At 65.3% G+C, this 20,706-nt stretch carries 17 protein-coding genes; 6 read left to right on the forward strand and 11 right to left on the reverse strand.

The window, feature by feature from the left end; translation table 11 throughout:
- The first annotated feature begins 126 nt into the window (after positions 1-126).
- Positions 127-603, forward strand: a complete 477-nt coding sequence (locus VGN93_RS05300) for a YcbK family protein (RefSeq protein WP_319323794.1) — start codon at positions 127-129, stop codon at positions 601-603.
- On the opposite strand, the gene murJ is transcribed toward VGN93_RS05300, so the two are convergent.
- The 3 genes from murJ to mutS all read right to left on the reverse strand — a co-directional run bounded on the left by murJ (position 604) and on the right by mutS (position 7,876).
- On the reverse strand, positions 604-2,199 hold the full coding sequence (gene murJ, locus VGN93_RS05305; protein WP_327506626.1) for a murein biosynthesis integral membrane protein MurJ: 1,596 nt from the start codon (positions 2,197-2,199) through the stop codon (positions 604-606).
- The gene (locus VGN93_RS05310; protein WP_319323822.1) at positions 2,196-5,042 is read right to left on the reverse strand and encodes a [protein-PII] uridylyltransferase; all 2,847 of its coding nucleotides are present in this window, start codon (positions 5,040-5,042) and stop codon (positions 2,196-2,198) included. Before VGN93_RS05310 ends, murJ begins: the two co-directional genes overlap by 4 nt.
- Before the next feature lie 95 nt (positions 5,043-5,137).
- Positions 5,138-7,876 (reverse strand): DNA mismatch repair protein MutS, encoded by a 2,739-nt coding sequence (gene mutS / locus VGN93_RS05315; protein ID WP_327506627.1) that lies wholly within the window; start codon positions 7,874-7,876, stop codon positions 5,138-5,140.
- A 113-nt stretch (positions 7,877-7,989) separates the two neighbouring features.
- On the opposite strand from mutS, the gene VGN93_RS05320 reads away from it, so the two are divergent.
- Positions 7,990-10,275 (forward strand): NADP-dependent malic enzyme, encoded by a 2,286-nt coding sequence (locus VGN93_RS05320; protein WP_327506628.1) that lies wholly within the window; start codon positions 7,990-7,992, stop codon positions 10,273-10,275.
- A gap of 80 nt (positions 10,276-10,355) precedes the next feature.
- Here VGN93_RS05320 and VGN93_RS05325 read toward each other — a convergent pair whose 3' ends face one another.
- From VGN93_RS05325 to VGN93_RS05345, 5 genes are all read right to left on the reverse strand, one after another.
- Positions 10,356-11,234, reverse strand: a complete 879-nt coding sequence (locus tag VGN93_RS05325; protein WP_327506629.1) for a GNAT family N-acetyltransferase — start codon at positions 11,232-11,234, stop codon at positions 10,356-10,358.
- A gap of 106 nt (positions 11,235-11,340) precedes the next feature.
- On the reverse strand, positions 11,341-13,626 hold the full coding sequence (locus tag VGN93_RS05330) for a hybrid sensor histidine kinase/response regulator (RefSeq protein ID WP_327506630.1): 2,286 nt from the start codon (positions 13,624-13,626) through the stop codon (positions 11,341-11,343).
- A gap of 56 nt (positions 13,627-13,682) precedes the next feature.
- A complete protein-coding gene (gene lspA / locus VGN93_RS05335; protein WP_327506631.1) occupies positions 13,683-14,177 on the reverse strand; it encodes a signal peptidase II in 495 nt (164 codons plus the stop codon).
- Positions 14,174-15,028 carry an RNA methyltransferase gene (locus tag VGN93_RS05340; protein WP_327506632.1) on the reverse strand — a complete coding sequence of 285 codons (855 nt, stop codon included), beginning with the start codon at positions 15,026-15,028 and terminating at the stop codon, positions 14,174-14,176. Before VGN93_RS05340 ends, lspA begins: the two co-directional genes overlap by 4 nt.
- Positions 15,025-16,077: a class I SAM-dependent rRNA methyltransferase gene (locus VGN93_RS05345; RefSeq protein ID WP_327506633.1), complete on the reverse strand. Its 1,053-nt coding sequence runs from the start codon at positions 16,075-16,077 to the stop codon at positions 15,025-15,027. Before VGN93_RS05345 ends, VGN93_RS05340 begins: the two co-directional genes overlap by 4 nt.
- Positions 16,078-16,212: 135 nt before the next feature.
- Between VGN93_RS05345 and VGN93_RS05350 the strand changes: the two genes are divergently transcribed.
- Positions 16,213-16,662 (forward strand): carbon monoxide dehydrogenase subunit G, encoded by a 450-nt coding sequence (locus tag VGN93_RS05350; RefSeq protein WP_327506634.1) that lies wholly within the window; start codon positions 16,213-16,215, stop codon positions 16,660-16,662.
- A gap of 4 nt (positions 16,663-16,666) precedes the next feature.
- On the opposite strand, the gene VGN93_RS05355 is transcribed toward VGN93_RS05350, so the two are convergent.
- The 3 genes from VGN93_RS05355 to sppA form a co-directional block, all read right to left on the reverse strand.
- Positions 16,667-16,999: a DUF1049 domain-containing protein gene (locus VGN93_RS05355; RefSeq protein WP_256118092.1), complete on the reverse strand. Its 333-nt coding sequence runs from the start codon at positions 16,997-16,999 to the stop codon at positions 16,667-16,669.
- Between the two features lie 106 nt (positions 17,000-17,105).
- Complete coding sequence (locus VGN93_RS05360; RefSeq protein WP_162911428.1) at positions 17,106-17,423, reverse strand: integration host factor subunit beta; 318 nt, start codon at positions 17,421-17,423, stop codon at positions 17,106-17,108.
- Between the two features lie 9 nt (positions 17,424-17,432).
- A complete protein-coding gene (sppA, locus tag VGN93_RS05365) occupies positions 17,433-18,383 on the reverse strand; it encodes a signal peptide peptidase SppA (protein WP_327506635.1) in 951 nt (316 codons plus the stop codon).
- A gap of 211 nt (positions 18,384-18,594) precedes the next feature.
- On the opposite strand from sppA, the gene lptC reads away from it, so the two are divergent.
- The 3 genes from lptC to lptB are packed head-to-tail and all read left to right on the forward strand — an operon-like array spanning position 18,595 to position 20,659.
- Positions 18,595-19,263 carry an LPS export ABC transporter periplasmic protein LptC gene (gene lptC, locus VGN93_RS05370; RefSeq protein ID WP_327506636.1) on the forward strand — a complete coding sequence of 223 codons (669 nt, stop codon included), beginning with the start codon at positions 18,595-18,597 and terminating at the stop codon, positions 19,261-19,263.
- A gap of 7 nt (positions 19,264-19,270) precedes the next feature.
- On the forward strand, positions 19,271-19,834 hold the full coding sequence (locus VGN93_RS05375) for an LptA/OstA family protein (RefSeq protein ID WP_319323783.1): 564 nt from the start codon (positions 19,271-19,273) through the stop codon (positions 19,832-19,834).
- 27 nt (positions 19,835-19,861) lie between these two features.
- Positions 19,862-20,659 carry an LPS export ABC transporter ATP-binding protein gene (lptB, locus tag VGN93_RS05380; protein WP_413818721.1) on the forward strand — a complete coding sequence of 266 codons (798 nt, stop codon included), beginning with the start codon at positions 19,862-19,864 and terminating at the stop codon, positions 20,657-20,659.
- The last annotated feature ends 47 nt before the right edge of the window (positions 20,660-20,706 follow it).

Consider the following 20,706-nt stretch of genomic DNA (forward strand, 5'->3'; position numbering starts at 1 on the left):
CCCGCGCTCATCAGAAAGTCCTTATAAAAGACATGTTCCGGTCGTTCTGTCCCTGCGGGGATTTGAGGGGAGGCCGGTCCCGACCGGCCGTTTTGTGACGAAGGGGCGCAAAACGGGGAGAGCACCGTGCAAAAGAACGGTTCCATTCTGCTTGCCTGCGTGGTCGCGCTGACATCGATCTTCGCGACCGAGACCCTGGCCAGCCGCATCCAGAAACATGTCCTGCGAAACGACAAGGGGAGCGTGGCGAAGATCTACACGGTCCAGACCACGCGCGTGCGGCACCGATGTTTTCCAGGCAAGCTGAGAGCGGTTCTATCCCATATCGCCCGCCAGGTCGGACGACGGCCGCTCGTCACGTCAGGCCACCGTTCGAACGGGCGCCGCGGCTCCTATCATCGCAAGTGCCTCGCCGCCGATATCCGCGTCCCCGGTGTCTCCGTGAAACGGATCATCGCCGCCGCACGGTCGGCGCCGGCCATCGGCGGCATCGGCACCTATTGCAACGGCATCGTCCATGTCGACGTGGGACCGCGGCGCAGCTGGCACTATTGCGGCGGGCTCGCGCGGCTCACGAAACGGGCGCGGCTCGCCGTGCGCTGATTATTCCGGCGAGCTTTCTTCCGGCGGTGCGGCTTTCGCCTTGCGCTTGAGATTGCGCCGAAGCATGCCGAGATCCGCGCCGCCGATCAGGAAGGCGACCGAGAAATAGACCACCATGGCAAAGACCACGAGCAGGCCGAGCGCCGAAACCTGCTCGTAGAGCGGCGAGGCCGGCGCAAGGCGGTCGGCGAGATAGAGCGAGGCGTAGTTGAGCGCGACCGCCATGACGACGGTGGCGATCAGCAGCCGCGCGATGCGCCAGGCGAGCGCCTTTTCCAGCGGCCAGTGGCCGCGGCGCACCAGCGTCACGAAGAGCAGCAGCGCGGTCACCCAGCCGGAGACGGCTTCCGCGGTGGCGATGCCGCGCTCGTGGAACAGCGGAAAGAGCGTGACGGCGAGGATGCAGTTGAGCACGACCGAAAACAGCGTGATGCGCATCGGCGTCTTGGTGTCCTCGCGGGCGAAGAAGCCGGGGTTCAGCGCCTTGATCATCACGAAGCCCGGCAGGCCGAGGCCGTAGATGGCGAGCGTACCCGCCACGATCGCCGTCGTCTCGGTGCCGAAGGCGCCGCGCTCGTAGAGCACGCGCACGATCTCGTCGGAAATCACCCAGATGGCGCCGGCGGCCGGCAGCGTCAGGAACAGCACGAATTCCATCGAGCGGTTCTGCAGGTTACCCGCCTCGCGCTCCTGCCCGCCCTTCAGCGCGCGCGCCAGTTCCGGCAGCAGCACCACGCCGACGGCGATGCCGACGACGCCGAGGGGCAGCTGGTAGACGCGGTCGGCATATTGCAGCACGGAGATCGCGCCATCCTTGGTGGAGGCGATCATCTGGCCGATGATCTGGTTGATCTGGGTGATGCCGCCCGTTACCGCCGCGGGAAAGGCGAGCCACAGCAGGCGCTTGACGTTGGGCGTCATGCGGGGGCGGCGAAAGCCGATCCTGATGCCGGCGTGACGCACACCGGCATAGAGCACGGCCATCTGAAGGAGGCCCGCGCCCAGCACGCCCCAGGAGAGATACCACGCCGTATCAAGCGGCGAGGCGCCCTGCCAGAGCGCGAGCCCCAGCGCGCCGATCAGCATGACATTGAGGAAGACGGGCGCCACGGCGGCGGCGAAATAGTGGTGCAGCGAGTTCAGCATGCCCGACAGCATCGCCGTCAGCGACATACACATGAGATAGGGGAACATGACGACGGCAAGCTTGACCGTGACGTCGAATTTTTCCGCGTCGCCGACGAAACCCGGTGCGATAACCCAGGCGACGATGAGCGGCATCAGGAGCTCCATCGCGATGGTCAGCAAAAGCAGCACGGAGAACAGCACGCCGAAAACTTCTTCGGAGAAGCGCTTGGCGCCCTCGATGCCGCCGGCCTCGATCTCCTTGGCGAAGAGCGGCACGAAGGCGGCGTTGAAGGCGCCCTCGGCGAAGAGCCGGCGAAACAGGTTCGGGAAGCGGAAGGCGGCGTAGAAGGCATCGGCCATCGGCCCGGTGCCCAATGCGGCCGCCATCAGCGTTTCACGGGCGAAACCGAGCACGCGGCTGCCGAGCGTCGCGCCGCCCACGGTCGCGAATTTCCTGACGAGACTCATTGTTCTGCCCTGATCCTTTTCGGCGTGGCCGCGGCGGCGGGCGCGATCATGCCGGGCGGCATGCGATCGCGCACTTCATCCGCCTCGTCGGCCATCACGGCCTTCAGCCGCGCGGCGACATTGGCATGCCGGTTGTCATTGGTGACCTTCTGGCCAACCAGGTCGGTGACGTAGAAGGTGTCGATGACCTTCTCGCCGAAGGTGGTGATATGCGCCGAGGCGATGTCGAGCGAGAGGTCGGAAAGCACCGCCGTCACCTCGGAGAGCAGGCCCGGACGGTCGAGGCACTCGATCTCGATGACGGTGAACTTGTTCGACAGCGTGTTGGAGATGGTGACGGCCGGCGACACGGTGAAGGTGCGGTTGCGCTTGCGGCTCTTGGTCCGCGTGGCGATGACTTCCGGCAGGCGCTTGCGGCCGGACAGCACGTCCTCGATCATCCGGCCGATCGTGCCGGCGCGTCGCGTCTCGTCCGCGTCGTTCGGGAATTCGCGGGTGACGAGGATGGTGTCGAGCGCGCGGCCGTCCGAGGTGGTGAAGATCTGCGCGTCGACGATGTTGGCGCCGGCTGCGGCACAGGCGCCGGCAATCACCGTCAAAAGGCGCGGATGGTCGGGCGAGAGCACGGTGATTTCGGTGATGGCGTGGAAGGAGTGCGTGCGCACCATGGTGGCGAGCGGCTGCCCGGCCTTGTCCGCCTCTCGGATGAAGGCCGCATGGCGCACCTGATCCTCCAGCGACACCGTCAGCAGGTAGGGGTCATAGTGCAGCTTGGTGGAGGCCTTGCGGTCCTTCTGGCTCCATTCGGCGGGCAGCGCGTTGAACAGGATGTCGCGCGCCGCCTGGGCGCGCTCCTTGCGCGACAGTTCGGAGAAGCCGCCGGAGATCAGCAGTTCGGTCTCATAGTACAGCGTGCGCAGCAGCTGGCCCTTCCAGCCGTTCCACACGCCGGGGCCGACGGCGCGGATATCGCAGACCGTCAGCACCAGAAGCATCTTCAGCCGTTCCATCGACTGCACCTTCTCGGCGAAATCGACGATGGTCTTGCGGTCGTTGAGGTCGCGGGTCTGGGCGACCATCGACATGGTGAGATGTTCCTCGATCAGCCAGACGACAAGCTCCGTCTGCTTCGGCGAAAGGCCGAAGCGCGGGCAGAGTTTTCGCGCAACCTTGGCGCCTGCCTCGGAATGGTCCTCCGGCCGGCCCTTGGCGATATCGTGCAGCAGCACCGCGACATAGAGCGGGATGCGGTCCTCGATGCCCGGCATGATCTGGTAGCTCAGCGGGTGGGCGTCCTTCTCGCGGCCCTGGTCGATATTCGCGAGAACGCCCACGGCGCGGATCAGGTGTTCGTCGACCGTGTAGTGATGATACATGTTGAACTGCATCATCGCGACGATCTTGCCGAATTCCGGGATGAAGCGGCCGAGCACGCCCGCCTCGTTCATGCGGCGCAGAATCAGCGCCGGGTCGCGCGGCGAGGTCAGGATCGACAGGAAAAGCCGGTTCGCTTCCTCGTTTTCACGCAGCGCCGCATTGATCAGCTTCAGCGAGCGCGTCACCTGCTTCAGCGCGTCGGGATGGAATTCCAGGCCATTGATATCGGCGATGTGGAAGAGCCGGATGAGGTTCACCGGATCGCGCTTGAACACATCCGGATCGGCAATGGTGATGCGGCCCCGGTCTTCGAGAAAATCCAGCGTGCCGGCGATCTTGCGGGTGCGGCGGGTGAAGCGGCTGATGACGGCGGAAATGCCCGGCGCTTCCTTGGCCTGCTGGTCCTCCAGCGTGGCGCAGAAGATGCGCGTCAGGTCGCCGACATCCTTCGCGACGAGGAAATAGTGCTTCATGAAGCGTTCGACGGCGGAGAGGCCGGGATGCGGCTGGTAGCCGAGGCATTCGGCGATTTCGCGCTGGATGTCGAAGGACAGCCGCTCCTCCGCCTTGCCCGTCAGGAAGTGCATGTGGCAGCGCACGGCCCAGAGAAAATCGTCCGCCTTCTGGAACAGCTTGTATTCCTGGCGCGACAGCACGCCGAGCTTCACCAGTTCGGCCGGGTCGCGGATGTGGTAGAAATATTTGGCGATCCAGAACAGCGTGTGCAGGTCGCGAAGCCCGCCCTTGCCTTCCTTGACGTTCGGCTCGACGAGGTAGCGCGTGTCGCCCGCCTTGCGGTGGCGCTCGTCGCGCTCGGCAAGTTTCGCGGCAATGAATTCCGGGCCGGTGCCGCGAACGATCTCGCGGTCGAAGCGCACCGCGAGTTCCTCGAACAGCGCGACCGAGCCGCAGATATAGCGCGCCTCGAGGATCGCCGTGCGGATGGTCATGTCGCCCTTGGAGAGCTGGATGCACTCTTCCAGATTGCGGGTCGCGTGGCCGACCTTGAAGCCGAGATCCCACAGGATGTAGAGCATGAACTCGATGGCCGGCTCGCTCCAGGCCGCCGGTTTTGCCGGCAGCAGGAAGAGCAGGTCGATATCCGAGCCCGGCGCCAGCGTGCCACGGCCATAACCGCCGACGGCCGTCACCGTAATGCGGGCACCGGGCGGCGCCTGGCCGGCGCTGAAGACGTGGTTCAGCGCAAAATCGTGCAGCACGGCGATGAGCTGGTCCTGCAGCCAGGAAATGCGCGCGGCGCATTGCAGGCCGCTGCCATCGGCAAAGAGCAGTTCGCGGGCGCGTTCGCGACCGGCGGCATTGGCCGCCTTGAACTCGGCGAGCAGCGCGCCGCGCAGGCGATCGCGGTAATCGGCATTGGTGCTGGCGATGAATTCGCATTTGGCGCGCAACGCCGGCACGTCGAGAAGGCCGGAATCGGCCGGTGCCAAAAGCTTGTGTTCCATCGGATGCCGGCCTGCGTCCCGCTTGTCCTCGATCGCCCGTTCGGTTCGCATGCGCTATAGACCCTTTCAGCGCGAGAAGACAGCCATCCTACACGCTAGCGATTGCCAAGTTCTTTCTTCAGCGCGTAGAGCGCATCGAGCGCCTCGCGCGGTGTCATATCGTCCGGGTTGAGGTCCTTCACAAGCCCCTCGACCTTCGACGGGGCGGCGCTGCGCTGGACCTCCTCGCGGCGCACCGCGACCTGGAAGAGCGGCAGATCATCTATCAGCTGGCTTGCCGGATTCTTGCGGTCCGCATCCTCCAGCTTGGCAAGCACGTCTTTTGCACGCGCCACCACCGAGGCCGGCAGGCCGGCGAGCCGCGCCACCTGGATGCCGTAGGAGCGATCCGCAGCCCCGGGGCCGACCTCGTGCAGGAAGATCACGTCGCCGTCCCACTCCTTGACGCGCATTGTGGCGTTGGAAAGGCGGCCGAGCTTCTCCGAAAGCACCGTCAATTCATGGAAATGCGTGGCGAAAAGCCCGCGGCAGCGGTTGGCCTCATGCAGGTGCTCGACGGCGGCCCAGGCAATGGAAAGGCCGTCAAAGGTCGCGGTGCCGCGGCCGATTTCGTCGAGAATGACGAGCGAGCGTTCGGTCGCCTGGTTGAGGATCGCCGCCGTCTCGACCATCTCGACCATGAAGGTGGAGCGGCCGCGGGCGAGATCGTCCGACGCGCCGACACGGGAGAACAGCCGGTCGACGATGCCGATATGCGCGCTTTCGGCGGGCACATAGGCGCCCATCTGCGCGAGGATGGCGATGAGGGCGTTCTGGCGCAGGAAGGTCGACTTACCGCCCATGTTCGGGCCGGTGAGCAGCCAGATCGCGCCATGGCCTTTGCCGTCCGCCGGCGAGAGATCGCAGGAATTGGCGACGAAGGCGGCGGCCTGCTGGCGGCGCAGCGCCTGTTCGACGACCGGATGCCGCCCGCCGACGATGGCGAACATGGTCGAGCGGTCGACGATCGGCCGGCAATAGGCCTGTTCCTCTGCAAGCGCCGCAAGCCCGACCGACACATCGACCACCGCGAGCGCCCGTGCGGCGGCCTTGATGGGCTCGGCTTCCGCCACGACCGCCTCGACAAGGTCGTCGAAGGCGGCAAGCTCGATGGCGAGCGCCCGGTCGGCGGCGTTGGCGATCTTGGTTTCCAGCTCGGACAGCACCGTCGTGGTGAAGCGCATGGCGCCAGCCATGGTCTGGCGGTGGATGAAGCGCGCCTTCGCCTCGTCGCCCTCGGTCAGCGCAGCGGCGTTGATGGCTGAAACCTCGATGAAATAGCCGAGCACGTTGTTGTGCTTGATCTTCAGCGACTTGACGCCCGTTTCCTCGGCATATTGCAGCTGGAGCCCGGCGATGACGCGGCGAGACTGGTCGCGCAGCGCCCGCATCTCGTCGAGTTCGGCATTCGCCCCCTCGCGGATGAAGCCGCCGTCGCGCTTCAAGAGCGGCAGTTCGTCGGCGAGCATGACGGCGAGGCGGTGCGAGAGATCGAGCGGCAGGTCGGCAACGGCCGTGCGGGCGGTGGCAAGTTCGCCGTCGAGTTCCTCCACCGCCATCGTCCGGGCGATTTCCGCGGAGGTGGACAGGCCTTGCAGGATCGCGCCGAGATCGCGCGGGCCGCCGCGGCCGAGCGCAATACGCGACAGCGCGCGCGGCATGTCGGGAAGCCGCTTCAGCGTGGAGCGGAGGTCCTCGCAAAAGGATGGGCGGCCGGCGAGCGTCGCAATCGAATCGAGCCGGGCGTTGATCGTGTCCGGATCGGTCAGCGGCGACATCAGCCGTTCGGCAAGCAGCCGCGCACCGCCGCTCGTCACCGTGCGGTCGATGGCCTTCAGCAGCGTGCCGCTGCGCTCGCCGGACAGCGTGCGCACCAGTTCGAGATTGGCGCGGGTGGCGGGGTCGATGAAGAGGGTGGAGGCGGAGCTCTCGCGCTCCGGCCGGCCGAGCGGCGGGCGTTCGGCGATCTGCGTCTTTTCCACATAGGCGACGGCGGCGGAGGCCGCCGCCAGTTCGGCGCGTGAAAACGTACCGAAGCCATCGAGCGTCGAGACGCCGAAATAGCGGGCGATGCGGCCTTCCGCCGTCGCACTGTCGAACAGCACCGCCGGCTGCGGCACCGCCACACGGCCGACGACATCCAATACAGGCCGGAATTCCGGATCGTGGAACAGCGTGTCCGGCACGATCAGCTCGCGCGGATCTATGCGCAGGATATCGGCGAGAAGCTGGCCCTGGGCGGTCTCCGAAAGACGGAAAATGCCGGTCGAAATATCGATCCAGGCGAGTGCCATGGCGGGCTCCGCTCCGCCACGGATGCGGGCGACGGCCATCAGGTAATTGGCGTCCGACGGCGAGAGCAGCTTTTCTTCCGTCAGCGTGCCGGGCGTCACCAGCCGCACGACATCGCGCCGCACGACGGATTTGGAGCCGCGCTTCTTCGCCTCGGCCGGATCCTCGACCTGCTCGCAGACGGCGACGCGGAAGCCGAGTGCGATCAGCCGTTGCAGGTAGTCGTCGGCAGCGTGGACCGGCACGCCGCACATGGGGATATCGAACCCCATATGCTGGCCGCGCTTGGTCAGCGTAATGCCCAGCGCGCGGGATGCTTCCACGGCGTCCTGGAAGAACAGCTCGTAGAAATCGCCCATGCGATAGAACAGCACGCTGTCGGGGTTGGCCGCCTTGATTTCGATATACTGCTCCATCATCGGCGTGGCCGATGCGCGGCTTTGGTCGGTGGCAAGGTCGGCCGTCGACAGGATATCGTTCTGGCGCGCGATCTGATCGTTCACGGAGAGTCTGTTCTTCCTAAAAAAGAGGTGTCACCCTAGCCATGCAGCGATATAGAAAACAACAGCTGTGAGCAGCTATGGGTCTATCGCCCACAGGAGTGTAAGGGGGGAGCATGCCGGGTACCGACAAAACCGATCGCCAGAGGGCAAGTGTCACGGACCAGGAGGCACTGGATTTCCACTCGTCCGGACGTCCGGGCAAGCTGGAAATCACGCCGACCAAGCCGATGGCGACGCAACGCGACCTTTCGCTCGCCTATTCGCCCGGCGTCGCGGTGCCGGTGAAGGCCATCGCCGCCGATCCCTCGACCGCCTATGACTATACGACGCGCGGCAACATGGTCGCCGTGATCTCGAACGGCACCGCCATCCTCGGCCTCGGCAATCTGGGCGCACTCGCCTCCAAGCCGGTGATGGAAGGCAAGTCCGTGCTCTTCAAGCGCTTCGCCGACGTCGATTCGATCGATCTCGAAGTCGACACGGAAAATGTCGACGAATTCATCAACTGCGTGCGCTACCTCGGCCCCTCCTTCGGCGGCATCAACCTCGAGGACATCAAGGCGCCCGACTGTTTCATCATCGAAAGCCGCCTGCGCGAGCTGATGGACATTCCCGTCTTCCACGACGACCAGCACGGCACCGCCATCATCGCCGCCGCCGGCCTGATCAACGCGCTGGCGCTGACGGGCCGCGACTTCAAGACGACCAAGCTCGTCTGCAATGGTGCCGGTGCCGCCGCCATCGCCTGCATCGAGCTCATCAAGTCGATGGGCTTTTCACCGGAAAACGTCATCCTCTGCGACACCAAGGGCGTCATCTTCCAGGGCCGCGAGGAGGGCATGAACCAGTGGAAATCGGCCCACGCGGTGAAGACCGACCGCCGCACGCTGACCGAGGCGATGGACGGCGCCGACGTGGTCTTCGGCCTTTCGGCCAAGGGCGCGCTTTCGGAAGAGATGATCCGCTCCATGGCGCCGCGGCCGATCATCTTCGCCATGGCCAATCCCGATCCGGAAATCACCCCGGAAGAGGTCGCCCGCATCCGTGACGATGCGATCGTCGCGACCGGCCGTTCGGACTATCCGAACCAGGTCAACAACGTGCTCGGCTTCCCCTATATCTTCCGCGGCGCGCTCGACGTGCGGGCCTCGACGATCAACGACGCGATGAAGATCGCGGCGGCCGAAGCGCTCGCTCACCTCGCCAAGGAAGACGTGCCGGACGACGTGGCGGCCGCCTATCAGGGCGTGCGCCCACGCTTCGGCGCGCAATACATCATCCCCGTACCGTTCGATCCGCGGCTGATCTCGGCGATCCCGGTCGCCGTCGCCAAGGCGGCGATGGAGACGGGCGTCGCGCGCAAGCAGATTCCGGATCTCGACGCCTATGCCCGCGATCTTCGCGCCCGCCGCGACCCGATCGCCTCGACGCTCCAGCAGATCTATGCCCGGGTGCGCCGCCAGCCGAAGCGCGTCGTCTTCGCCGAGGGCGAAGAAGAGCAGATGATGCGCGCCGCCGTTTCCTACGCCAACCAGCAGCTCGGCACCGCCATCCTGCTCGGCCGCGAGGAAACCATCCGCGAAACGGCGGAACGGGCCGGCATCGACATCGATCGCGCCGGCATCGAGGTGCTGAATGCCCGCATCTCGAAGCGCAACAACGTCTATATCGACTATCTCTACGCCCGGCTTCAGCGGAAGGGTTTCCTCTTCCGCGACGCCCAGCGCCTGATCCACAACGACCGCAACCACTTTGCGGCCTGCATGGTGGCGCTCGGCGATGCGGACGGCATGGTGACGGGTCTGACCCGCAACTATTCCACCGCGCTGGAAGACGTGCGCCGCTGCATCGACGCCAAGCCCGGCCACCGGGTCATCGGCGCCTCGCTGGCGCTCTGCCGCGGCCGCGCCGTGCTGGTCGCCGATACCGCCGTGCACGACATGCCCTCCTCGGAGGAACTGGCGGATATCGCCGAAGAAGCGGCCGGCCTTGCGCGGCGCCTCGGCTACGAGCCGCGCGTCGCCATGCTCGCCTATTCGACCTTCGGCCATCCCTCGGGCGAGCGCTCCGAGCGGGTGCGCGAAGCGGTCAAGATCCTCGACCGCCGCCGTGTCGATTTCGAATATGACGGCGAGATGGCTGCCGATGTGGCGCTCAACCCCCGCATCATGGAGCAATATCCGTTCTGCCGCCTTTCCGGCCCCGGCAACGTGCTCGTCATGCCGGCCTTCCACTCGGCCGCGATCTCGACCAAGATGCTGCAGGAACTTGGCGGCGCCATGGTCATCGGCCCGCTGCTCGTCGGCCTCGACAAGTCGGTGCAGATCGTCTCGATGGGCGCGAAGGATTCCGACATCGTCAACATGGCGGCCCTCGCCGCCTACAATTCCGGCGTCTGACCGGAACGTGAAAAAGCCGCCCGTCCCGGAGGTCGGGAACGGGCGGCAAATCAGACTATGCTGATCTTCATCAAAATTGTTTAGCTGGCGAAACGCCCCGCATCCGCACCGTAGTAGTTGAGGTAGCGGCCGGAAATCTTGCCGATCGGCAGCACGATCAGCACGTCCGTCGTGTTGAAGCCGTGATCGACGACGGCGCCCTCGCCGACCGTCGCACCGAGGCGCAGGTAACCCTTGATCAGCGGCGGCATGGCGGAAAGCGCCTTGCGCGCATCGATGCCTTCCGACGGCATCAGGTCCATGGTGCGGAACAGTTCCGGCCGGGCGAGCACGCTCCACTCCTCCTTCGCCAGCACATTGTGGTGCAGGAAGGAAAGGGCCAGCGCATGTTCCTCCGGCACCGTGCCATGGAACGAGGCGCAGCCGAACATCACGTCGATGCGATGCCTCAGCGAATAGGCCCAGTTGCCCTGCCAGAGCAGCTCCACCGTGCGCTTGGTGCGGTAGGCGGGCAGCACGCAGGAGCGGCCGAGCTCCATGAAGCGTTTACCGGGATGACGGGCGATCAGCGAATCGACGTCGAACTCCGACTGGGAATAGAAGCCGCCCGAGACGGCGGCGACATCCTGGCGCAGCAGGCGGTAGGTGCCGACGATCTGCTCTTCCGCATCGCCCTCGATCGCGGTGTCGAGCACGAGAAGGTGGTCGCAGACCATGTCCCAGGCATCGATATCGCGCTTGCGGCGCACGGCATCCGGCGAGAGCTTGGCGTTCATCTCTTCCGCGAAGACCCGGTAGCGCACGGCCTGCGCCGCGTCGATTTCGGTGACCGAGCGGGCGATGCGCGTCTCGAGATTGCCGATGCGGCCGAGTATGTCCGTTCCCGAGCGACCGGCGACTGTCACGGTCTTCTGCGGGATCTCTGCCGGAGTGATGGTCTGGGCGAGGTCGAGCGTCATGGCAGCGTATCCGTTAGCGAAACTTCTGGGTTTTAACCACGATTCTGCAACAGGATAATGACGTAAGGCCCGCTTGGATAGATACCCGGGCCGCGGCACGGTGACGTTAAGCGGGCGCGCTCAGCGCAAGCCGGGCGATTTCCGCAATCAGAACAACGGGATCGGCAGGTTTCGCCAGAACCGCGTCGGCACCGGCCGAAAGCAGCTCCTCGCGCAGGCCGGTGCGGCTGTCGGCGGTCAATACGACGACCGGCAGGCGGGCATTGCCATAGTCGCGCTGGACGATGCGGGCGATCATCTCCCGTCCGTCGCCGCCGGGCATGCCGAGGTCGGTGACGAGGAGATCGGCCGCGAAGGGTCCGGCATCCGTGGCGCCGGATAGCGCGGAAACGAGGCTCGGATAATCGTGCACATGGCGCACCGTATGGCCCGCGCGCTCCAGCACGGAACGCACCAGCATGGCATTCACCGGGTCATCTTCGGCGAGCAGAATGCGCGCACCCGTCGCGGCGGCCGGCGTCGGCTCGGAGGCTGGCTGCGGTGGTTCTTTTAGGATCGGGCGGTTGTCGTTGATCGCGTCGCGCACTTCGATGCCCTTCATGCGGCCGCGCAGCACCTCGACCAGCGAGCGCTCGCGCAGCGGCCGGATAAGCCAGGAATCATAGCCTTCGCCATTGCCGATCGCCCTGCCGCTGCGCTCTTCCGGATTGACGAGATAGATGCGGCGCGCACGGCTGTCGCGGAAATAACCGAGATCGGCGAGTTCACGGCGGAAGATGCCCGCGAGACGGTTGTCGACGATGATGTCGGTGAGTTCGGCCTTGCGGCCGGCGAGCCCCTGCGCGAGATCGAGCGCTTCGTCCACGGAGGTCGCGAGATGGCAAGCGCCGCCCAGGGCATCGATGGTGCGCACCAGCGCCTTCGATGCCGGGCCGGCCGGCGCCAGCAGGAAGACGAGGCTGCCCTTCAGCACGCCCTTGCGCGAGCCGCCATTGCCCGCCGTCTTGCGCGGATCGCCCGGCATGCGGATGGTGAATGTGCTGCCCTTGCCCTGCGTGCTTTCGAGCGTCAGCCCGCCGCCGGCCTCGTTGAGGATGCGGGCGGAGATGGCAAGGCCGAGGCCGGTGCCGCCGCTGCGCTGTGCCGCGCTGCCCGTCTGTTCGAATTCCTGGAAGATGCGCGCCTGTTCTTCCGCGTTCATGCCGGGCCCGCTATCGGTGACGCGGATGACGATGGCACCGCGATCCATCGTGGTTTCCAGCGAGACGCCGCCCGTATGGGTGAATTTCACGGCATTGCCGACGACATTGTAGAGCACCTGGCGCAGGCGCGGCGCATCGTAGAGCATCAGGCCCGGCACGTCCGGCGAGACGAAGGAGCCGATCTCGATGCCCTTTTCGTGCGCGCGCGGCGAGAGCATTTCGACGACGCTTTCCAGCATCGGCCGCACCGGCTCCTCCGAGGGGCGCAGCTGGAAGCGGCCGGCCTCGATGGTCGAGAAATCGAGCAGGTCGTCGACGAGCTGCACCAGCGCATGGCCGGACTGGCGCATGCCCGAGAGATAGTTCTTCTGCTCGGCCGTCAGCCGCGTCTGGCCGATCAGGTGCGACATGCCGAGAATGCCGGAGAGCGGCGTGCGGATCTCGTGGCTGACGGTGGCGAGCAGGCGGGATTTGGCCGCACTCGCCTCCTCGGCGCGCAGCCGGGCGCGCTCGCGCTCGCCTTCGGCGCGGCGCTCTTCCGTCACGTCGCGGGCGATGGAATGCACCACGAGTTCGCCGGAGGCCGGATCACGCACGGTGACGTCGTGCCAGGAATAGATGCGCTTGCCCGCCGGGCGCTCCACATCGACATCGTAGCGATGCGCCATCGCCTGCGAGCGGAAGGTGAGGCCGAGCGCCTCGCAGGTCCTGCCTTCGACATCGTCGACGCCGGTCAACTCGCCGAGCACGGCATTGGCGCGCAGGATGCGGCCGTCGAGCGCGCGCATCACGACGATGTCGCCGAGCACGTCGTGGATGGCGGAGAGGATTTCGGAGGTCTCGCTGCGCTCCCAGCTGCGGTCGCGATCGGCCTCGATGCCGGACGCCGGACGGCGCGACCAGAGGAGGAAGGCAGCACCCGCAATGCCGGCAAGGCCGAGGCCGATGGCGGCGATATAGAACCCGGCCGCAATGCCCGTCGCCAGCACCAGCGCGCCCAGGAGCAGGCCGACACCGCCGATCACGCTGCGGATCATCGCGTGGTTTTCCGGCTCGGCGCGCGGTGCGGGGGCCTCCGGCCGAAGAAGATCGTGCGCCGCGTCCCCATCAGAACGGGCGTCGGCGGACCGGCGCGGGGCATCGGCAAATTCGGCCTTGAGCCGATCTTGTAGCTTGACGGGTTCGCTCATGAGGAACCGCTTACCACACGGACCGTTCAAATCGGCTTCAGCAAGTCGTTCGAATTTTAACGTTTCGCGCGGCGCAGCAGCAGGAGCTCGTCCAGGATGACCAAAGCGGCGCCGATGGTGATGAAACTGTCGGCGAGGTTGAACACCGCGAAGGACCAGGTCTCCGTATAGAACAGGACATAGTCGATCACGTAGCCGAAGAGCGCCCGGTCGATGAGGTTGCCGAAGGCGCCGGCGATGATGAAGGCGTAACCGGCATGGGCGAAGCCGCGCGCCTTGGGCGTCTGCCGCCAAAGCCAGACGACGAAGCCGACGACGAAGAGCCGGAGCGTGACGATGAACCAGCCCTCCATGCCCGACAGCATGGAGAAGGCAACGCCGTAATTGTAGGTGCGGTAGAGCGCCAGCATCGGCACGACCGGCACCGCCTCCTGGAAGGGCAACCACGCCTCGACGGCGAATTTCACCGCCTGGTCGAGTAGCAGCGCCAGCACGATGACGACAATCACCGGCACAGGCCGGGACATCAGCGGAATGCGTTCTTCATTCATGCGCGCGCGTCCAGCGTCAGCAGATGGCGGCGCGCCTCGAAGAGCATCACGCCCGTGGCAATGGCGAGATTCAGCGAGTCGGCGCGGCCGGCCTGCGGGATGCGGGCAAGCGCATCGGCCTCGCGGGCAAGCTCTTCCGGCAGGCCGGATTGCTCGTTGCCCATCAGGAGCACGACGGGTTTCTTCTTGTAATCGATGGTGCGGTAGTCGACGGCGCCGGCCAGATGGGTCGCGACGACCTGGACGCCGGCCGTCTTCTTCCAGGCGAGGAAATCGGCCGGGCTGGCTTTCACCAGCGGCACGGCGAAGACCGAGCCCATGGTCGCCCGCACGGTTTCCATCGAGAAGGGATCGGTGCTCTCGCCGACGAGGATGACGCCGCTGGCGCCGGCCGCATCCGCCGTGCGGATGATCGTGCCGAGATTGCCGGGGTCGCGCACCCGGTCGAGCGCGATATAGGTCTCGCCGCTCTGCGGCTTCAGGTCGCGCAGGCTCGTCCAGCGCTGGGTGAAGATGCCGACGACCATCTGCGGATTGTCGCGTCTTGTGATCGAGGACAGCACCTTTTCGCTGACTTCCAGCACCAGCCCGCCGCGTGTCACCGTCTTCGACGCGACCTGCACGACCTGCGGCTTGTCCTTGACGTTCTTGGCATAGACCAGCGTCTTGATCTCGAAGCCGAGCTCCAGCGCGTCGATGACGAGTTTCAGGCCTTCCGCCATGAAGCTCCGCGTTTCGTCGCGGTCCTTCTTGTTGGCGAGCGCCTTGATGTCCTTGATGATCGGGTTTGCGAGGCTCGTGACCTCCTTCACCTGCCCGACGCGGCGCGTTCCATGCTGTTCGTGGCTCATGCGCTGATCCATCGGCTGAAAAGGGAGGTGGAGAGCGCGCGGCCGTCGATCTTGCCGTCCGTGCCGCTCTCGCGGATGACGAGTTCGCCGGATTCCACCGTGCCGCCGGCGCCGCGCATCGTCTCGCGCATCAGCTCGTGGATGGAATAGAAACTCGCGCGGATCGAATAGGCGGTCAGGACGAGGCCGATCGCCCTGGGGGAGAGGATCTCGCGGCAGACGTCGAGCATCAGCGGCAGGTGGTCGAAGAGATGCCAGACCTCGCCGTTCGGGCCGCGGCCGAACTTCGGCGGATCCGTCAGGATCATGTCGTATTTGCTGCCGCGGCGCTCCTCGCGCTGGATGAACTTCATCGCGTCTTCGCAGATCCAGCGGATCGGCAGCTTTTCCATGCGCCCGAGCGCCTGGTTTTCCCGCCCCCAGCCGATCGCCTTCTTCGATGCGTCGACATGGGTGACTTCCGCGCCGGCGCTCGCGGCAATCAGCGAGGCGACGCCGGTATAGCCGAAGAGGTTCAGCACCTTCACCGGCCGGCCGGCTTTCTCGACCTTCTCCTTCATCCAGCTCCAGTGGGCGAGCTGTTCCGGAAAGACGCCGACATGGCGGAAGGCGGTGAAGCGGCCGTGGAAATCGACGTCGAGCAGCTTCATCGGCCAGGTCTCGCCGAGTGCTGCCTTGGGGAACCTCCAGCGCCCCATGCCGTCCTCCTCCGTGTCGCCGGTAAAGAGCGCGTCGGCCTTGTCCCATACGCTGTCCGGAAGACTGCGCTGCCAGAGCGCCTGCGCTTCCGGCCGCACGATGCGGTAGGGGCCGTATTGTTCGAGCTTTTCGCCGGTACCACTGTCGATCAGGCGGTACTGGTCGGAGCCCGCGGTCTCCAGGATGACGGGCAGGCGCTCGGCCGGCTTCTCGCCCTCGCGGCGCATCAACGGGCGCGCGGGTGCTTCCGGTGCCGGGCGCGGCTCTTTCTTCGGGGCCGAGGCCCTTTGCGCCTGCACCTTGACGGGCGCGGCGGAGCCGATCTTCGGCCGGCGGTGTCTGTCCTTCACGATGGATCGTCCGTCGTCGGTTGATTACTTGCCGGCAGCGCCGGAAAACGAGCGGTCCCCATACCATCCCTCCCCCACTTGGCAAAGCGCTTTCCGATCTGCGATAAGTTGAGGCTATTCCTGGGAGGATCGATCATGGACATGTCCGGCGAAGAACGCATTGCTGCACCGCGCGACGCCGTCTGGGCGGCGCTGAACGACCCGGAAATCCTGAAGGCCTGCATTCCGGGCTGTCAGTCGCTCACCATGAAATCGCCGACCGAACTGGAAGCGACCGTCAAGATCAAGATCGGCCCGGTCTCGGCGACCTTCAGCGGCGAAGTGACGCTTTCCAACCTCAACCCGCCGATGGGCTATACGATTTCCGGCGAGGGCAAGGGCGGCATTGCGGGGTTTGCCAAGGGCGGCGCCGACGTGCGGCTCACCGAAGACGGCGACGGCACGATTCTTTCCTATGACGTGAAGGCGCAGATCGGCGGCAAGCTCGCCCAGCTCGGCTCGCGGCTGATCGATTCGACGTCGAAGAAGCTCGCGACGCAGTTCTTCGCCGATCTCGTCGAGAAGCTGAACGGCGGCGCAGCCTAATTAATTATTTCCCGGAAACCGGCACCACGGCCTGCGCGGCGATCGCCTTGTGCTTTTCCGCCTCGCTGTGCCACTTCACGGCTTCGCTCGCCTCGATGCGGGCGCGTTTGCGGTATTTGCCCTGGGTGAACCAGGTGGCGAACGAGCCGATCACCAGGCCCAGGATCACCGCGAGGAAGAGGTAGACGAAGAACGGCGCGGTGACGGAGAGCACGCTGTCCTCGGGCCGGAACGGATTGAGTGCCAGCGTCACCGCTTGCCGGTTCGCCACCGACAGCACGATCAGCACGATGGCGATCGGGATGAGGACGAGGATGTTGACTACTCTTTTGATCATCATGGCTTTACCTGCTTGGCGCGCGGCGCCGATCAGGCGCCTGCGCTTTTAGAGTGTTTCCGCAATTCCTGACGCAAAATCGCGGCACTCTTTTGCCGGAATCGCTTTAATCGTCCTGATCGGCCTGGCCGGGATTGAGCCGCTCGCGCAGCTCCTTGCCGGTCTTGAAGAAGGGAACCCACTTCTCCTCGACGAAGACCGCGTCGCCCGTGCGCGGGTTGCGTCCCGAACGCGAGGGGCGGTTCTTGACGGAGAAGGCGCCGAAGCCGCGCAACTCCACCCGGTTTCCGCCGGCCAGCGCATCGGTGATCTCATCGAGCACCGCGTTGACGATGTTCTCGACGTCACGGTGGTAGAGGTGGGGATTGCGCGCGGCGACAATCTGAACCAATTCCGACTTGATCACTGTGTCCCCCTTAAAAATTCTTGTTTTTCAATCGTGATCAACCTGCCAAACCGAGACAAGACCGTCAAGAAACAACTTTTCGCCGGTCAGCTTTTCGATCGTCGGTTGAAGATCGAGCGGCAGGCCGAAGACGGAACGTGCAAAATCGCGCGCACTGCTGCCGATCCATGAAATTCCCGACCGCTTCTCTGCCTCGTAGTCGACGAAGGGCAGGTCGGCGGGCACCTTGCGCTCGTCGAGATAGGCGCGGATTTCCTCCGGGCCGCCGAGTTTGTCGACCAGCTTGGCGGCGAGCGCCTGGCGGCCGGTGAAGATGCTGCCGTCGGCAAGGCGCAGCACCTCGTCGCGGGGCAATTTGCGGCGCTCCACGACGAGATCGACGAACCAGTCGTAGCTGTCCATCACCATGGCGCGGATCATGGTCTTCGCTTCCTCGCTGGCCGGGTGGAACGGCGAAGGCTCGGCTTTCAGCGGCGCGGATTTGATTTCCTCAAGCGAGACCCCGATCTTGTCCATCAATTCCTTCATCTGCGGATACTGGAAAAGCACGCCGATCGAGCCGGTGATCGAGCTTTCGCCGGCGATGATCGTGTCGCCGGCGGTCGCGATCATGTAGCCGGCGGAGGCGGCGAGCGTGCGCACGTCGGAGACGACGGGTTTCTTTTCCGCCACCTTGCGCAGCGCCTTGAAGATGACCTCGCCGCCATAGGTGGTGCCGCCCGGCGACGAAATCGTCACGACGAGCGCCTTCGCCCGGTCGTTGCGGGCGATGCGGTCGAGGCGCTCCAGAAGCTCGGTATCGTCCTGGATGATGCCGGAAATGCTGATCCGCGCAATATGGTCGCGCGCGCCGCCCCCCGGCCAGCGCCAGGCGGCGGCCGCCAGGATGACGATGAGCGCGATCAGCACGGCGACGACCCGCCAGAAGGTGAGCTTGCGGCGCAGTTGCCGGCGGTCGGCGATGGCGGAGTGATCCATTCCCTGTCCTCGATGCTGGTGCCCCCAGACGTTCAGGTGGCTTGCCGAAGGCCCTATCGATATGGCATTCCAGACGCAAATGGCAATTCGTCGCTGAACTTTCTTGGACAGACATTGTTTGTTCAGGAATAATCGCCATATGCGCCCCGTTATCCGTGGGTTCCGTCGTTTCGCGGCGAGGGCCATCCCGGCAAGATATTTAGCAGGCACAATGCTGGACAGCGTGACAGAAGCACCGATGGGTGCACCGGGCTTCATTGCCGCCGCCGAGGCTTACCGCCTCGCGAAGCGGCATTCCGCCCGTGTGCGCTTCCTGAAGGTCGCGCTGCCGGTCGCCGCCATCATCGTCGCCGTGATCTTCGTCATCGTCTCGATCGTGCGCACCTACCTGCCCACGGAATTGCAGGTCGAGAGCGCCTCGATCGAGGACGGCAAGATCGTCATGCGCAATCCGGCGATCTCCGGGCGCAACGAGGACGGCATCAGCTATTCCATGAAGGCCGAGCGCGCGCTGCAGGACATGAAGCAGCCGGACGTGCTGACGTTGGAAAACATCAAGGCGAAGGTGCCGGTCAACGAGAGCACGATTGCCGAGGTCGTGGCCGCCACCGGCGTCTACGATCGCGGCAAGAACCTGCTCGACATGATCGCCCCCTTCACCATCAGCCTCAACACCGGCCTCGAAGCCGCCTTCCGCTCCGCCCATCTCGATATAGACGGCGGCAACATGTCGACGCAGGAGCCGGTTTCCATCCGCTCGCGCGAAGCATCCATTGTTGCGCAGTCGCTGAGAATGACGGATAAAGGCCGGATCGTCGTCTTTGAAGGCAAGGTCGTCGTCGACGTCGATCCCGCCGCCATCCGCAACCGAGAAAAGTAAGAGCGCCATGTTCGCCACTCTCTCCGCCCCGCTCAGGGCCGCCAGCATATCCGTTCTTGCCGCAAGCCTTGCGCTGATCTCGGTTCCCGCGGGCGCCCAGCAGACGTCGAGCCGCATGAAGGGCATGCAACTGTCGAACGACCAGCCGATCCAGATCCAGAGCGACAAGCTGGAGATCCGGGACCAAGAGAACAAGGCCGAATTTTCCGGCAATGTGAAGGTCGTGCAGGGCACGACGACGCTCCAGGCTGGCAAGATGATCGTCTATTACGCAGCCGGCGGACAAGGGTCCGTGGCCAGCGGCGATGCGGATATCGAGAAGATCGACGTTTCGGAAAAGGTCTATCTCAAGTCCGGCACGCAGGAAGCGACCGCCGATACCGGCACGTTCAACCTCGTCAACGAGACGCTGCTGCTGAAGGGCGAGAAGGTCGTGCTGTCGGAGGGCAAGAACGTCTTCGTCGGCTGCCAGCTCACCGTCACCATGCGCACCGGCGAGGCCAAGCTCGATGCCTGCGGCGGCCGCGTCATGATCCAGCTCGACCCGAAGTCGCGCAAGACCACGAACTGATATAGCGCCCTGCCCGTGTCCTCATCCTTGCTCACCCGCCTGACGCGCCGCCCCAAGAAGGCCGCGCAGGAGCCCCAGCGTACCGCCGATCTCTCGCGCTACGAAGGGACCCTCATTGCCCGCGGGCTGACCAAGGCCTATCGCGACCGACGCGTCGTCAACGGCGTGTCGCTGGTCGTGCGCCGCGGCGAGGCCGTCGGCCTGCTCGGGCCGAACGGTGCCGGCAAGACGACCTGTTTCTACATGATCACCGGCCTCGTGCCGGTGGACGAAGGCTCGATCGAGATCAACGGCAACGACGTCACGACCATGCCGATGTATCGCCGCGCCCGGCTTGGCGTCGGCTACCTGCCGCAGGAAGCCTCGATCTTCCGCGGGCTGACCGTCGAGGAAAACATCCGCGCCGTGCTGGAAGTGCACGACCGGGACAAGGTGCAGCGCGAGCAGAAGCTCGACAGCCTGCTTGCCGAATTCTCGATCTCGCATCTGAGAAAGGCGCCGGCGATCTCGCTGTCCGGCGGTGAACGCCGCCGGCTCGAAATCGCCCGCGCGCTCGCCACCGACCCGACCTTCATGCTGCTCGACGAACCCTTTGCCGGCGTCGATCCGATCTCGGTCGCCGACATCCAGGCGCTGGTGCGCCACCTGACCTCCCGCGGCATCGGCGTCCTGATCACCGATCACAATGTGCGCGAGACGCTCGGCCTCATCGACCGGGCCTATATCATCCATGCCGGCGAGGTGCTGACCCATGGCCGGGCGAACGACATCGTCGCCAATCCGGATGTGCGCCGCCTCTATCTCGGTGACAATTTCAGCCTCTGAGGCCTGATCGCCACGATTTTCACCAAGTTCGCCACTGCCGCTTGACC

Source organism: Shinella sp., from assembly GCF_035998705.1.
GTDB lineage: Bacteria > Pseudomonadota > Alphaproteobacteria > Rhizobiales > Rhizobiaceae > Shinella.

Bases quoted from the DNA above. Each gene is read 5' to 3' on its own strand.
- murJ (WP_327506626.1), bottom strand. From the start codon at position 2,199: ATGAGTCTCGTCAGGAAATTCGCGACCGTGGGCGGCGCGACGCTCGGC.
- VGN93_RS05340 (WP_327506632.1), bottom strand. From the start codon at position 15,028: ATGAGCCACGAACAGCATGGAACGCGCCGCGTCGGGCAGGTGAAGGAG.
- VGN93_RS05325 (WP_327506629.1), bottom strand. From the start codon at position 11,234: ATGACGCTCGACCTCGCCCAGACCATCACTCCGGCAGAGATCCCGCAG.
- lspA (WP_327506631.1), bottom strand. From the start codon at position 14,177: ATGAATGAAGAACGCATTCCGCTGATGTCCCGGCCTGTGCCGGTGATT.
- VGN93_RS05375 (WP_319323783.1), top strand. From the start codon at position 19,271: ATGTTCGCCACTCTCTCCGCCCCGCTCAGGGCCGCCAGCATATCCGTT.
- VGN93_RS05350 (WP_327506634.1), top strand. From the start codon at position 16,213: ATGGACATGTCCGGCGAAGAACGCATTGCTGCACCGCGCGACGCCGTC.
- VGN93_RS05310 (WP_319323822.1), bottom strand. From the start codon at position 5,042: ATGGAACACAAGCTTTTGGCACCGGCCGATTCCGGCCTTCTCGACGTG.
- sppA (WP_327506635.1), bottom strand. From the start codon at position 18,383: ATGGATCACTCCGCCATCGCCGACCGCCGGCAACTGCGCCGCAAGCTC.
- VGN93_RS05320 (WP_327506628.1), top strand. From the start codon at position 7,990: ATGCCGGGTACCGACAAAACCGATCGCCAGAGGGCAAGTGTCACGGAC.
- VGN93_RS05330 (WP_327506630.1), bottom strand. From the start codon at position 13,626: ATGAGCGAACCCGTCAAGCTACAAGATCGGCTCAAGGCCGAATTTGCC.
- VGN93_RS05355 (WP_256118092.1), bottom strand. From the start codon at position 16,999: ATGATCAAAAGAGTAGTCAACATCCTCGTCCTCATCCCGATCGCCATC.
- lptC (WP_327506636.1), top strand. From the start codon at position 18,595: ATGCTGGACAGCGTGACAGAAGCACCGATGGGTGCACCGGGCTTCATT.